General features: G+C 61.2%; 10 protein-coding genes. 2 read left to right on the forward strand and 8 right to left on the reverse strand.

The features are described from left to right. Nucleotides 1–22 precede the first annotated feature (22 nt). Complete coding sequence (locus ACFSQT_RS21005) at nt 23–295, forward strand: hypothetical protein (RefSeq protein WP_379021684.1); 273 nt, start codon at nt 23–25, stop codon at nt 293–295. A 176-nt stretch (nt 296–471) separates the two neighbouring features. Here the strand turns inward: ACFSQT_RS21005 and ACFSQT_RS21010 are convergent, their stop codons facing one another. After that, nucleotides 472–1,272, reverse strand: coding sequence for a sensor histidine kinase (locus ACFSQT_RS21010; protein WP_379021686.1), 801 nt, complete (start codon nt 1,270–1,272; stop codon nt 472–474). 400 nt (nt 1,273–1,672) lie between these two features. Then, nucleotides 1,673–4,405, reverse strand: coding sequence for an ATP-binding protein (locus tag ACFSQT_RS21015; RefSeq protein ID WP_379021945.1), 2,733 nt, complete (start codon nt 4,403–4,405; stop codon nt 1,673–1,675). On the opposite strand from ACFSQT_RS21015, the gene ACFSQT_RS21020 reads away from it, so the two are divergent. Then, entirely contained in the window at nt 4,310–4,567 is a 258-nt protein-coding gene (locus ACFSQT_RS21020; RefSeq protein WP_379021947.1) for a hypothetical protein, read from the forward strand. The two genes, ACFSQT_RS21015 and ACFSQT_RS21020, sit on opposite strands and share 96 nt — an antisense overlap. A gap of 191 nt (nt 4,568–4,758) precedes the next feature. On the opposite strand, the gene ACFSQT_RS21025 is transcribed toward ACFSQT_RS21020, so the two are convergent. The 6 genes from ACFSQT_RS21025 to ACFSQT_RS21050 form a co-directional block, all read right to left on the reverse strand. Next, entirely contained in the window at nt 4,759–5,811 is a 1,053-nt protein-coding gene (locus tag ACFSQT_RS21025; RefSeq protein WP_379021688.1) for a LacI family DNA-binding transcriptional regulator, read from the reverse strand. Between the two features lie 193 nt (nt 5,812–6,004). Then, a complete protein-coding gene (locus tag ACFSQT_RS21030) occupies nt 6,005–8,893 on the reverse strand; it encodes an ATP-binding protein (protein WP_379021690.1) in 2,889 nt (962 codons plus the stop codon). A 604-nt stretch (nt 8,894–9,497) separates the two neighbouring features. After that, nucleotides 9,498–10,250 (reverse strand): response regulator transcription factor, encoded by a 753-nt coding sequence (locus ACFSQT_RS21035; RefSeq protein WP_379021692.1) that lies wholly within the window; start codon nt 10,248–10,250, stop codon nt 9,498–9,500. Continuing rightward, entirely contained in the window at nt 10,240–10,641 is a 402-nt protein-coding gene (locus tag ACFSQT_RS21040) for a response regulator (RefSeq protein ID WP_379021694.1), read from the reverse strand. Before ACFSQT_RS21040 ends, ACFSQT_RS21035 begins: the two co-directional genes overlap by 11 nt. After that, nucleotides 10,638–11,285 (reverse strand): response regulator transcription factor, encoded by a 648-nt coding sequence (locus ACFSQT_RS21045; RefSeq protein WP_379021696.1) that lies wholly within the window; start codon nt 11,283–11,285, stop codon nt 10,638–10,640. Before ACFSQT_RS21045 ends, ACFSQT_RS21040 begins: the two co-directional genes overlap by 4 nt. Continuing rightward, entirely contained in the window at nt 11,282–13,714 is a 2,433-nt protein-coding gene (locus ACFSQT_RS21050; RefSeq protein WP_379021698.1) for a PAS domain-containing protein, read from the reverse strand. The genes ACFSQT_RS21045 and ACFSQT_RS21050 overlap by 4 nt, the downstream gene beginning before the upstream one ends. Between the last annotated feature and the right edge of the window lie 217 nt (nt 13,715–13,931).

Genomic DNA, 13,931 nt, shown 5'->3' on the forward strand with positions numbered 1-13,931 from the left:
GTAGCCGGAATGCGGTGGACAAATGGCCGCCTTCCTCAACGAAAAGGAGAGTTTAATCATGCGTTCTATCCCTCTGAAGGCGGCGCTTGCCGCGATGATCGTCGCCATCCCACTCACCGGCGCTTTTGCCGCCTCGTCGCACGGCGGCCGCGACGGCGATCACGGCCGTAACGACGGGCGTGGCAGCAGCGAATATGGCGACTTCTCGCAGAATGGATGGTTTGACGGCATCAACTCGTTCAGGGCCCATCCGACTGCGGGCAAGAATCTCCTCCAGCAGTTCATGGGCGACTGAGAAGGCCTTACCGTCTCGCCGCAGCCCCGCCGTCTCTCAGGAACGGCGGGGTCTGCAGCATGAAGTCCACGCGCATGCCACAGGCGCAGAAACCCAGCCGCCTGCGGGAAAGCCTGGTTACCTGGAGTATCCCTCAAACCAGCCATGCTTTCGACTTCTCATGCCGCCGAACGAGATCATGAACATGCAGCGCCGCTGACAAACCGTTCGACTTGGCGGTTCGTTCGCATCGTCTGCCGGCATCGACTTGGCGCAACTGTTTTTGCCCCAACCGTGCTTGTCCCGACCGTGGCCGGGACGACGAACCGGAAAATGCTGCCGTGCGGAAGATTGGGCGTGGCCCACAGCCGACCGCCGTGGGCCGTGACGATAGAGCGGCATATCCACAGTCCCAAACCCATGCCCTCGCACTTGGTCGTGAACAGGGGATCGAAGATGCGGTCGACAAGCGCTGGATCGAGCCCCGTGCCCGTGTCCTCGACTGCAACCAGCACATTCCCATTTTTGTCGAACCGGGTGCTGATCCGCAACTTTCGTTGCCGATCCTGCACGGTGCTCATCGCCTCGATGCCGTTCGCGACCAGATTGGCGACGACCCGTTCCAATTGACCGTGATCGCCCCTGACCGGCTCCAGGTTCTCAGCGAGTTCGACCTCGACCGCGATGCGGTGAAGGCGCAGATCGAGGCTGACGAGGTTGAGGAGGTCCTTGATCAAGTCGTTGATGTCGAGGTTGGCCGCCATGGGTGGGGATTTTCGGACCAGATCCCGAACACCTCTGACGACGGCGGCGGCGCGAAGGGTGTTGCCGATGATCCGTTCGATGGCCTGTTTCGCCTCATCGAGATTCGCCGGGTCTCTCGTCAGCCACAGCAAGGCGGTTTCCGCGTTTGTCAGGATGGCGGTAAGCGGCTGGTTCACTTCATGCGCGATGCACACTGCGCGCTCGCTTATTGTTGTCGATTGGGTGCCATACATCAGGTACGGGCTCCTACGGCAAGAGGGTGCGATTTGATCGTGGGCGGTACCGAGGGCTGCAGAAGATCTATCAGCCTGACCTTGCGAACGGGTGCGATGAGACTATTCCTCTGCCGGGGAGGAAATCTTCCGGAGCGTTCGGTGTGATGAAGCTATGCGAATGTCCAACATCATGATCCCCTCCAGTGTCGATTGCCTGGAATTTCATGCCATGGATTATCCGCCCTATGAGCGGCGATGCGAGTTTAGCGTTGCAAATTGCTGTAAATATTCGCGCCCAAAATATTGGCGGCCAAGACAGACAGTGAATAGCCACATGCGTGGAGGATCGCTCCAGGCGCCTGGCTGTGACATGAAAGAGCCTTGGGGTTGAAGGCGAACCGCGGCTGGTTTGGCGAGCTCAGTTGGTCGAGTTCAGCTCGTCGAGAAGTCGGCGCGCGGCAACGAGGTCTTGGGTTTCAAACCCCTCTGTAAATCGCTGATGGATGTCTTCGAGCATGGAGCGGGCGTCCCTGCCCCGGTCGTGCTCCTTCCACATGCGCGCCAGCGGGATTGCAGCTCTCAGCTGCCAGCTCAAGGCCGATTGCTTGCGGGCGCAATCGATCGAGCGAAGCAGTGCGCACTCAGCCGCCGGAAGGTCCGGTCGCGGCTGCGCCAGCAGGATTTCGCCTCGGGCCCGCAGCAAGTCGGGCAACCACAATATCCCGCCGACCTGCTCCGCACGCGCCACAGCCTCGTCTATCGTGGCCAGCGCTTCCTGCGGCCGTCCGGAAAGGGCCAGTCCTTCGGCCAAGGCACGCCGCGTCGGCAGCGTCACGACGCGGTACTGATCGGTATCCATCGCCCTCAGCCCGGCCCGCAAGATCTCGACGCCCGATGGCGCATCGCCGTTCGCGACCATGAGTTCACCTTTCAGCGCGAGGCCGACGGCGCGATAGGGAGCAAGGGAGTATTTGATTGCCTGCTCGATTACGATTTCGGTATGCTCTTCCGCTGCCCTGAAGTCGCCACTCCAGTGGAGAACAGGGACGAGATAGATGAGAGCAATGCAATATGAGACTGGGTGATCGTAGCTCTGCGCCCTCTTGATTCCCTGACGTGCGACTTTGCAACCCTGATCCGCGAAGCCGCACAGCCACAAGGACCTGGCGAGCGTTGCGAGCCCCGATACATGGTGGTCGTGGCCAAAGAAGCTCACCCTTCCCAGCCTGAAATCCGCCGCCAGCTTCGAGCCTTGTTTGCAGTGGCGCAGCGCAGCCGCCTGATTGCCGGTCAAGTGATATGATCCGCCCAGCATCCATTCCGTCATTGCGTTTTCGGTCGGGCCTCCGCTTGCCTTGGCAACGGCAGCGCTTCGTTTGGCGGCCGCCAACGCGCCGCTGAAGTCGCCCTGGCGCGTGAGAAAAATGTAGAGTCCAGAAAGCAGCTGGAGTTGATGCCGTCCGTCCTGCAATATTTCGGAGAGTTCCAGGCCGCGCTCGATCCCGGCCCTGACTTCCAGGCTGTTACCGCGGGCATACATGGATGACATCGCCAGGGCTCCCTGGAGTTCCAGTTCCCATCGCGTTCCGTGATCCGCCTCTCGCAGCGCGCTGAGGGCTCGCCGGCACCATTGCCGACACTCATCCAGCAGTGAAAGCCCCAGGAATAGCGAAGCCGCATGGGCAGCCAGCTCAATGGCGAGAGACCGGTCATCCGGGCTGGAAAAGCTCCATGCGAGCGCTTTGCGAACGTTACCGATGTGGGGAGCGTGGACGGTAACGTTGTGGCCATCAAAAGCCGACCCTTTGGCCATGCCCTGCTTGAGAAGGCCGGTGAAGTAGCCAGCGTGACGTCGTTCGGCAGCTTCTGCTTGCCCGTCTTCGGTGAGCTTGGCCGCAGCATAGACGCGTGTCGTATCCAATAGCCGGTAATAAGCAGGTCCGCTGGTCGAAAAGACCCCCATGAGGGACTTGTCGACCAGGCTGGCGATCGCGGAGGTCACTGTCTGCGTCTCACCATCGGCATCCCCGGCAACCGCATGCGCCGCCGCCAGCGTGAATTGGCCAACGAACACGGACAGCCTGCAGAGAATTCTCTGTTCGTCCGCCGACAGGAGCCTGAAACTCCAGTCGAGCATGGCCTGCAACGTTCGATGCCGGGGCAATGCGCTGCGCCAGCCCGGCAGGAACAGCTCGGCGCCGCTGTCCAGGAGATCGGCGGTTCCTTGAATGCCATGGGTGCCCACACGGCTGGCGACAAGCTCTATCGCCAAAGCGATCCCGTCGAGCCGGCGGCAGATCTTGGCGACGATTGGAGCTTCGGCGTCGCTGAGCCGGGCATGGTGCCCGCTCGATGCCGCCCGTTCCATGAAGAGCTGCACGGCGGGCGAAGCCAGCGCTTGAACGGCGGATGGCGTTTCGTCAGGCGGACTGTCGAGAGGCAGCAGCAAATGCACATACTCGCCCTCAACGCGCAACGCCTCGCGACTGGTCGCCAACAGGTGCACCGACGGCGCTGCGTGAAGGAGGCGCGCGCAGAGCGGCGCGGCCGTCTCGATCACATGCTCGCAATTGTCGAGAACGACGAGGATCCGCTTGTCAGCCAGGAAGGCGCGTATGTACGGCTCGTGATCCGGGCCCTGGACAAAGCAGCCGAGTGCCGAGGCGACGGCACTGGGAACGTCTGCCGGGTTGGTGAGCGAACCGAGGTCGACAAAGCAAATCGCATCGTCGCCGAATTCCTGGCGCAGCGCATTGGCGACTGCCACGGCGACGGTCGTCTTGCCTATGCCACCTGGTCCGACCACGCTGACCAGGCGTCGCGACAAGAGCAGCGAGGACAGTGTGGCGACGGTCTCGCTGCGGCCGACCAGCAACTGCGATGGTGTCGGGAAATTCGGAGCCCGCGCCGGGCCTGCAGGAGCGGCAATCGGGGCAGTGCCGCCCGCGCCGGAGCGCCGGACCGGTGCAACGAAGGTGTAACCCCGGCCGGGAACGTTGACGATGTACCGGACGCCATCCTTGCCGTCCCCCAGCACTTTGCGAAGGGCGGCGATGTGCACGCGAAGATTGGCTTCCTCGACGAAGACGCCGGGCCAAACCAGATCGATCAGTTCTCGCCCGCTCACGACCTCACCCGGCCGGCCGGTCAACGCAATCAGAACGTCGAGAGCGCGGCCGCCGATGGCGACAGGTTTGTCATCCCTGAGCAGCACCCGCTCTGCCCCGATCAAGCAAAAGGAGCCGAAAGACAGGGCCTCACCCGGCTCCAGTTCGCCGCCATTTGTGATGGCGGTCATGGGGAGACGAGATGACGGAGCGAGCCACCGTGACCAGGATTCATACTCTCGAACCGTCGGATCACCTGCCATGATTATTCACCATCGCGCGACCGTCAACCCGGCGACAAGCGCCACCGCAACGACGCAACCCTGCCCAACGCCGTTGCGTTCTTCTGGATGAATGACCTTGGCCAGGCGGCCTGATGAACGACGAACATGCGGGTTCACGGCGCGAATCCCGCTACCTCGAGTGCACTGTGGCCCCCGGCACGGATTTCCGTTGGCAGCACCTCCTGGATCAGAGCCGCATCGCCCTTCGTGCGCGGCGCCATGGCGCCGAGCAGGGCCTCGGCAAGCCGCATGCCAAGCAGGCGGAAATCGGTGTGAAAGCATGTTGCCTCGGGTGACAGAAACCGGGCCGACGGCTCCTCGATGAAACTGATCATCGAGAAATCGCTGCCCGGACGCAGGCCGGCTTCGGACATCTTCCGATAGAGCCCGATCGCCATCGTTTCGTTGGCCAGGATGCCAGCCGTCGGGCGTTTCGAGACCGATAGCAGCCGTTCGCCGAACTCGTACCCTCCCCGCTCGCTGGCCTCTACACGAAATATGAGATCAGAGCGGAAAGGGATGCCATGGCGTGACAGGGCCGCTGTGTAGGCGTCCGTCATGACAAAGCCGTAGTTGATCTCATCCGAACTCGTTACGCACGCAATCTCCCTATGGCCCAGTGCGGCGAAGCGGTCGATGGCCGTTTCGGCGAAACCCTCGAAGTTGAGGTCAACCCAAGGAAAGTCGCCCGGTGAGGTGCTTCGGCCGAAAGCGGCGAATGGCATCTCTTTTTGCAGAAGATAGTCAATGCGACGATCGATCCGCTGGATATCGGCAATAATCAGGCCGTCGACGAGGCGCCGCTCGGTGACCCGCCGCAGATAGGCGAAGTCCGGATCGTTCGGGTCGTCGAAAAGGACCATGAGTTCGAGCCCGCTCTCGGCGATGGCAACGCGCAAGCCCTCCATGACGATCATGAAGATCGTGTCGGCGACGGCAACCTTGCCGCTGACCGGTACCATCATGGCAACCATCCCAGTGGCCCCCTGACGAAGGCTGCGGCCCGACTGGTTCGGCGCGTAGCCGAAGGTCGCGGCGGCCTCGATCACGCGCCTGCGAGTCTCCTGATCGACATATCGGCGTCCGTTCAGGGCACGCGAAACCGTCCCGATCGAGAGGCCCAGATGCGCCGCCAGCGCGCGAATGCCGACTGCCTTGGCCACCATTGGATCGGTTCCGGATACAGAGGTCAGCTATGGCACAGTAGCATTTCCCGACGGTCTGTAAACGTTTCTCTATATGGGCTGGAAACGTTTTTTGATCTGAGACCGCTCACGCCAGCCCGGGAGAGGCTTGCGTGGAGGGTGAAGGCGCGCCGCGTTGAAACGGCTTTTGCCGACGCGCTTTAAGCCTTTGTCTTTATGCGGAATTCAGCTCGTCGAGAAGTCGGCGCGCGGCAATGAGGTCTTGGGTTTCAAATCCCTCTGTAAATCGCTGATGGATGTCTTCGAGCATGGAGCGGGCGTCCCTGCCCCGGTCGTGCTCCTTCCACATGCGCGCCAGCGGGATTGCAGCTCTCAGCTGCCAGCTCAAGGCCGATTGCTTGCGGGCGCAATCGATCGAGCGAAGCAGTGCGCACTCAGCCGCCGGAAGGTCCGGTCGCGGCTGCGCCAGCAGGATTTCGCCTCGGGCCCGCAGCAAGTCGGGCAACCACAATATCCCGCCGACCTGCTCCGCACGCGCCACAGCCTCGTCTATCGTGGCCAGCGCTTCCTGCGGCCGTCCGGAAAGGGCCAGCCCTTCGGCCAAGGCACGCGATGTGGCCAGTATCACGACGACAAACTGCTCGGCTTGCATTACCTCCAGCGCCGCCCGCAAGATCCCAACGCCGGACGACACTTCGCCGTTCGCGACCATGAGCTCGCCTTTCAACGCGTGGCCAAGGGCCCGAAAGGGAACGAGTGAATACTTGATGGCCTGCGCGATCGCGCGTTCGATCGGCTCCGCCGCTTCCTTGAAATCACCGCTCCAGAGGAAGACAGGGGCGGAATAGGTGAGAGCAACGCAATATGAAAAATGATGGTTATACTTGGCGGCCTCATTGATGGTCTGCCGCGCAGCGTTGCAGGCTCGATCCGGAAAGCCACGCAGCCACAAAGAACGTGCCAGTGCACACCGCGCGCGCGTTTCAAAAAACAAGTTGAACTGCACCGGGGCGACATCCGACGCGAGCTCAAAGCCAAATTCACAGTGGCGCTGCGCGGCCGCTTGGTCGCCGGCAAAGTGATGCGATGCACCCAGCATCCATTCGGCCAGTACCTTTTCGGCCGCGCCTCCAGAATCTTCGGCAATGGCGGCACCTCGCTTGGCCGCTGCCAATGCGCCGCTGAAATCGCCGAGACGCGTGAGAAAAACATTGAGATCGCCAAGCAGGTAAAGCTGACGACGCCCATCTCGCAAATTCCCCGAGAGTTCCAGGCCGCGCTCGATAGCAGCCCTGATCTCCTTGCTGTCGCCCCACGTGCACATGGAAGACATTGCCAGAGTCTCCTGGAGATCCAGTTCCCGTCGCGTCCCGCGGTCCGCCTGCTGCAGCGCACTGAGGGCTCGCCAGCACCATTGCTGACACTCACCGAACAGTGAAACCTCCAGGAACAACCGAGCCGCATGGGCGGCGAGTTCAACGCCGATGGAACGGTCGCCCGAGCTGGAAAAGCTCCAAGCGAGCGCTTTGCGGACGTTAGCCATATGCGGGGTGTAGGTCGCTGCGTTGCGGCCATCAAAGGCCGAGCCTTCAATCGCGGTTGCCTTGAGAAAAGCGGTGAAGTAGCAGGCATGGCGTCTTGCGGTCGCCTCTGCCTCGCCGCTTTCCGCGAGCTTGGCCGCAGCATAGGCGCGTGTCGTGTCCTGGAGCCGGTAGTAGGCAGGCCCGCCTGCCGACGGGATCCAGATGAGAGACTTGTCGACCAGGCTGGCGATCGCGGAGGTCACTGTCTGCGTCTTGCCATCGGCATCCCCGGCAACCGCATGCGCCGCCGCCAGCGTGAATTGGCCAACGAACACGGACAGCCTGCAGAGAATTCTCTGTTCGTCCGCCGACAGGAGCCTGAAACTCCAGTCGAGCATGGCCTGCAACGTTTGATGCCGGGGCAATGCGCTGCGCCAGCCCTGCAGGAACAGCCCGCCGCCGCTGTCCAGGAGATCGGCGGTTCCTTGAATGCCATGGGTGCCCACACGGCTGGCGACAAGCTCTATCGCCAAAGCGATCCCGTCGAGCCGGCGGCAGATCTTGGCGACGATTGGAGCTTCGGCGTCGCTGAGCCGGGCATGGTGCCCGCTCGATGCCGCCCGTTCCATGAAGAGCTGCACGGCGGGCGAAGCCAGCGCTTGAACGGCGGATGGCGTTTCGTCAGGCGGACTGTCGAGAGGCAGCAGCAAATGCACATACTCGCCCTCAACGCGCAACGCCTCGCGACTGGTCGCCAACAGGTGCACCGACGGCGCTGCGTGAAGGAGGCGCGCGCAGAGCGGCGCGGCCGTCTCGATCACATGCTCGCAATTGTCGAGAACGACGAGGATCCGCTTGTCAGCCAGGAAGGCGCGTATGTACGGCTCGTGATCCGGGCCCTGGACAAAGCAGCCGAGTGCCGAGGCGACGGCACTGGGAACGTCTGCCGGGTTGGTGAGCGAACCGAGGTCGACAAAGCAAATCGCATCGTCGCCGAATTCCTGGCGCAGCGCATTGGCGACTGCCACGGCGACGGTCGTCTTGCCTATGCCACCTGGTCCGACCACGCTGACCAGGCGTCGCGACAAGAGCAGCGAGGACAGTGTGGCGACGGTCTCGCTGCGGCCGACCAGCAACTGCGATGGTGTCGGGAAATTCGGAGCCCGCGCCGGGCCTGCAGGAGCGGCAATCGGGGCAGTGCCGCCCGCGCCGGAGCGCCGGACCGGTGCAACGAAGGTGTAACCCCGGCCGGGAACGTTGACGATGTACCGGACGCCATCCTTGCCGTCCCCCAGCACTTTGCGAAGGGCGGCGATGTGCACGCGAAGATTGGCTTCCTCGACGAAGACGCCGGGCCAAACCAGATCGATCAGTTCTCGCCCGCTCACGACCTCACCCGGCCGGCCGGTCAACGCAATCAGAACGTCGAGAGCGCGGCCGCCGATGGCGACAGGTTTGTCATCCCTGAGCAGCACCCGCTCTGCCCCGATCAAGCAAAAGGAGCCGAAAGACAGGGCCTCACCCGGCTCCAGTTCGCCGCCATTTGTGATGGCAGCCGACCTGGCCGCTGGCAGCCCCATGCTCGAAGATCCGGGTGGCCTTCTTTGCATCCTTTTACGACCTTTAACTCGTCAAGGCCGGTCCTGCGGGGTCATGTTGAGCAGTACCCGAAGGAAGCAGCGAACCAGAGCCGTCAACGCATCCTGGTGCTGTGGCTGCGCGACGCGAAAACGACAAATTCTCTCGATGGCAGCAGATGGAATGCATTGCGCTAGTCCTTGTTGATGAAGTCTGGGACCAAGGTCCATTCAAGGCTGAAAGGCGCGGTCGGGAGTAAGGGATCTTGCTCCCGCAAATCTGTATTGGACCAATCTTGGCCCTGGCAGGTCCGCTTTCTGATCGTCGCTCTGGAAGACTCTAAGCTGTTGGGCGTAGACCGCCCGCTCAAACTCGCCGTAGCGCTTCATGCAACGCAACGCGATTCCACGAAGGGCGGGGCGCTATGCCACAGAGAATGCCCTGCAACTCCGACATCGATGACCCCGCTCCAAGCTCCCCTCGACAGCGATCGGAGAAATGTCGTTCCACACGCTGCCGCGGAGAGATGCGCAAGGATAAAGGAAGCGTGTCCGGGCCTCCATTCTGGCTTGGTACAGATCCGTATGCGATCGGTGGGTTGGACTACTACCTAGGTCTATCCAAAATAGCCCTGAGGCTAGTTATGGGAGCAGGTGCCGAGCGCAGCAGTTCGGCCATCCTGACCAGATCTGCCAGGGATTTCGCGCCCATCCTTCTCATGACTTGAGCACGATAAATCTTAACCGTGGATTCTACCACCCCAATCCTTCCGGCAACCTGCTTGTTCATCAACCCCGCCGTCACGAGATCCATCACCTCGCGCTCGCGCTCGCTTAGCGTTTGAAATCGGGTGAAAGTCTCGATCGCCTGCCGATTGCTGTCCAGGCGCATGCCGTCCAACTCGATGGCTCTTGTGACGGCATCCAGCATTTCCTGTTCGCGAAACGGCTTCGTCAGAAAGTCGACTGCACCTGCCTTCATGGCACTCACCGCCATCGGCACGTCGGCGTGGCCGGTCATGAATATGATTGGAATACGGACGCCGGCTGCGACAAGGCGGGCCTGAAAGTCGAGACCGCTGATGCCGGGCATACGAATGTCCAGCACGAAGCAACTCGCAAGATCGGGCAATTCCATGTTCAACAGCTCGGTCGGAGACGAGAATGCCTTGCTCTGCAAACCGACGGATTCCAGCAAATCGACCAGCCCTTCTCGCATCGAGACATCGTCTTCAACGATGAAGACGAACGCATTTTGGGTAGTCCGCGCATAAATGGGGGCAGCCACCGAACAAGCGTATGACTGCGTCGGCCGCAGCAGCAGGCGTTCATATTTTCGGGTCATCAGATCACTTGTCATCACTACTCCCCTCGGGTGGGGCCAAAACGGCCCGGGCGACCGCCGCTAGCAGTGCTGAAGCATCGAAGGGCTTTCGAAAGAAACCATGATGACTTTCAGCCGCCGCGCGCCTTTGGTCTGCGGCTTCATGGCGCGCCGTAATGAAAATGACGGGCAAGTCGGGGCGAACTTTTCGCGCTCGCCGACGAAGCTCGAAGCCGTCGACAACTGGCATGCCGATATCGGCAATCAGGCAATCTATCTTACGCAACATGTCGCGTTCGAGGAGAGACTGAGGGGATGAGAACAAACAAACCGAGTGCCCCGCCGACTCCAGGAGGTCCTCGATCGACTCGAGGACCCGAACGTCGTCATCGACAACCGCGATCGTTGATTTCCGTGCAGCTTTCATTTCGAAGATGTTCCCGCGCGCCGAGAATGGGTTACTGGTACTTGCAGCCTTTCGGCGATCCTCACGAGATCGGCCAGCGACGCAGCCTGCATCTTGTGCATGATCTTGCTGCGGTGGATTTGCAGCGTCACCTCACTGATCCCAAGTTCCGCAGCCGCCTGCTTGTTGAGCAGACCGCTGATGACCAGCGGCAGAACCTGGCGTTCGCGAGAGGTCAGGGAGGAAAGGCGGCGCGTTAGCGTTACAAGCTCGGCCCGTTCCAGGCGGGCGCCGCAATCCAGATCGATCGCCGTGTGGATGGATTTCATCAACTCGGTTTCGCTGAACGGTTTGGTGAGGAAATCCACGGCGCCGAGTTGGATGGCGCGTACAGAAGATGGAATGTCGCCGTGTCCTGTGATGAAGATGATAGGCGGATGTTGCTCGTGGTCGGTCTGTTTCTGGAATTCCAGCCCGTTGATGTCCGGGAGTTCGACATCGAGGATCAGGCAACCGGGCAGGTCCGGCCGGGGAAAAGCTAGATAGTCGGCAATCGAGTTGAAGGCGACGGAAGCCAGGCCTCTTGCCGTCAGAAGCTCGCACAGCGCCTCGCATATGCGCTGGTCGTCATCAACGATGAAAACGATGCAGTCGTCCTGGGTCATACCGCGTCGCCCGATTGGATCGGCAGCGTAAACGAGAACACCGTTCCCCTTGGCTCGATGTTCTCTGCCCAAAGCCGGCCGTCATGCGATTCCAGTATCGAGCGACAGATTGCCAGACCCATGCCCATCCCCCCCGCCTTGGTCGTGAAGAACGGTTCGAAAATTCGTTCTGGTTCGGCAATTCCCCCGCCGTTGTCGCGGACGTCGACCAGGATCGCATTCTCTCCATGGCGGCGGGATCCAAACTTCAGCGATTTCGACACGTCGATTGTCGACTTCATTGCGTCGATCCCGTTGCGGACCAGATTGACCAGCACCTGCTGCATCTGTACGCGGTCCGCGAGCACCGGCGGTAGGGCCGCATCGAGATCCGTCTCAACGAAGATGCCCTGCGAGATTATTTCGTCGAACATCAGCTGACGCACCTCGCTGATCACCTCGTTGAGATTGATTGAAGCTCTGGACGAAGCGGTCTGTTTGAAGAGTGCTCTTATTCGGCTGACGACCTCGGCTGCTGCCATGGAATCGCGAACCATTCGCTCCGCGGTAATGCGTGCCCGCTGCAGGTTTGGAGGATCCGCCGACAGCCAGCGTTGGCAGGCATGGCTGTTGGTGATGACAGCCGCCAAGGGCTGATTGACCTCGTGCGCGATCGAGGCCGACAGCTCGGCGAGGCTCGCAAGCTGCGACGCGCGCGAAAGCTTGTCCTGCGTCGCACGAACGACGTCATGTGCTCTCATCTCGTCATCGATGTCGATGATGACGCCATACCACTTCACGATGCCGCCATCGTCGTCGCGTAGCGGCTGGGCGCGATTGTCAACCCAGCGATAGATGCCATCGCCCCGGCGGTTGCGGTACCGCATGGCGAAAGGCTCCCCGGTCTTCAATGAGTGCATCAGGCTTCTCTTCACAGCCTCCAAGTCATCGGGATGCATAAGACGTCCGAGTGCCCCGTCTAGCTTGGAACCCTCCTTGGGCTCGCTGTGGTCGATCTTGCGGCCGTAGTAGGTTTCCAACTGCTTGTTGATGTAGGCTGGTTCGCCTTCGGGACTGACGGACCAGACGAGTGTCGGTATGGTGTCGACAAGCTGCTGGAGTTCATACTGTCTGGCTCGCAATCCCTCCTCGGCCCGCTTGCGATCGTCGATGTCGGTGTTGCTCCCGAACCAATGGGACACAGCGCCGGAGGCATCGCGCACTGGTTCGCCCTGGAAAAGGAACCAGCGGTACTGGCCATCGAAGCGGCGCAGCCGTGCCTCGATCTCGCCCGGCGCGCCAGCTGCCAGGAGAGATCGCCAGTATTCGACAACCCGGTCCCGGTCGTCCGAATATATGGCGGCAGTCCAACCCCAGCCGGTTGCCTGCTCCTGAGACAGCCCCGTGTATTCGAGCCATCTCCGGTTCAGGAATTCGATGGATCCGTCTGGGCGGGCGGACCAGACCAGTGTCGGAAGAGCATCGATCAGCCGCTGGAGCTGAAACTCCTTGGCCTCCAAAGCCTGTTCCACTCTCTTGAAGTCATCAATGTCGGTGAACAGGCCGTACCAGCGTACGACTTTGCCATTCTCGTCGAGGATCGGCTCGACGCGTGCATGGAACCAGCGATATACGCCGTCGGACCGCCGCATCCGGTACGCACGATCCAGTGGCTCGCCTGTTTGAATGCAGTGAATCCGCGCCGCCGCAACGCCGTCGCGTTCTTCCGGATGAATGATATTGAGAAATCCCATCCCACTCAGCTCGGAGAAATCCATTCCAAAATAGTTGGTGCTCGTCTTGTTGGCGTAGTTCTGATTGCCCTCGGAGTCGGCGGTTGCGATCAGCCCCGGAATGTTGTCGAGAATTGACCGGACATTGCGCTCGCTTGCGCGCAGCGTTTCCTCCACGACCTTCTGGTCGTCGATATCGAGCAGGATTCCGTACCACCCGACGAACTTGCCGTTCCGATCGCGCCTGGGGCGAGCGGCGACACGGAACCAGCGATAGGCGCCATCGTGGCGACGAAGCCGGTGCACGCCGTGAAATTCTCGGCCATCCTCCAGGCATTGCGACATGAGACTTGCAGTTCGGTCAAAATCCTCCGGATGAATAACCTGCCTGAGATCGCTGGTGTCGACGATGCCGAGATAGGCTCGAAGGTTCGAGTTCGCGTTGGTCAACCGACCTTCCATATCGACGATCCATGCCAGGCCGGGAATGCGCTCCAGGATCTCATGCGCTTCCGCGCGACCCAACGCACCCCGGCTTTGCAGCCCTTGAATAAGAAAGCCGGCCAAGATCGCAATCGCGGCGAGGAGGACCAAACGCAGATAAATAGTCGGTCCGGCGGTCACTGCCAGTTCGCTGGACAGCCAGAACACCAACAAGCCGGCGCCGGAAATGGCTATTGTCGAGCCATATTTCCGCAGCGGCGGCATTGCTTTCATTTTTGGACACCTCCCGACGCGGCTCCTGCTGCCGCGCCAAAGCGGCATCAGGGCCTCGCCCTGTAAGAAGACAACACAATCGGTCCCCCGAGATGTCGGACTTCTACCACACTATATCAGAACAGAATGCCGCCCAGGCATAATGGAAAGATGTGATAGACAGCCGGTCGCCCGCCGCTGCCGCAGCACCGTGAACTGGGCGGACAGCACCGGGCGA

Source organism: Mesorhizobium calcicola, from assembly GCF_042682105.1.
Lineage (GTDB): Bacteria > Pseudomonadota > Alphaproteobacteria > Rhizobiales > Rhizobiaceae > Mesorhizobium > Mesorhizobium calcicola.

Coding starts and splice junctions, on each gene's coding strand:
- ACFSQT_RS21025 (WP_379021688.1), bottom strand. CDS start 5,811: ATGGTGGCCAAGGCAGTCGGCATTCGCGCGCTGGCGGCGCATCTGGGC.
- ACFSQT_RS21030 (WP_379021690.1), bottom strand. CDS start 8,893: ATGGGGCTGCCAGCGGCCAGGTCGGCTGCCATCACAAATGGCGGCGAA.
- ACFSQT_RS21035 (WP_379021692.1), bottom strand. CDS start 10,250: ATGACAAGTGATCTGATGACCCGAAAATATGAACGCCTGCTGCTGCGG.
- ACFSQT_RS21050 (WP_379021698.1), bottom strand. CDS start 13,714: ATGAAAGCAATGCCGCCGCTGCGGAAATATGGCTCGACAATAGCCATT.
- ACFSQT_RS21040 (WP_379021694.1), bottom strand. CDS start 10,641: ATGAAAGCTGCACGGAAATCAACGATCGCGGTTGTCGATGACGACGTT.
- ACFSQT_RS21005 (WP_379021684.1), top strand. CDS start 23: ATGGCCGCCTTCCTCAACGAAAAGGAGAGTTTAATCATGCGTTCTATC.
- ACFSQT_RS21045 (WP_379021696.1), bottom strand. CDS start 11,285: ATGACCCAGGACGACTGCATCGTTTTCATCGTTGATGACGACCAGCGC.
- ACFSQT_RS21010 (WP_379021686.1), bottom strand. CDS start 1,272: ATGTATGGCACCCAATCGACAACAATAAGCGAGCGCGCAGTGTGCATC.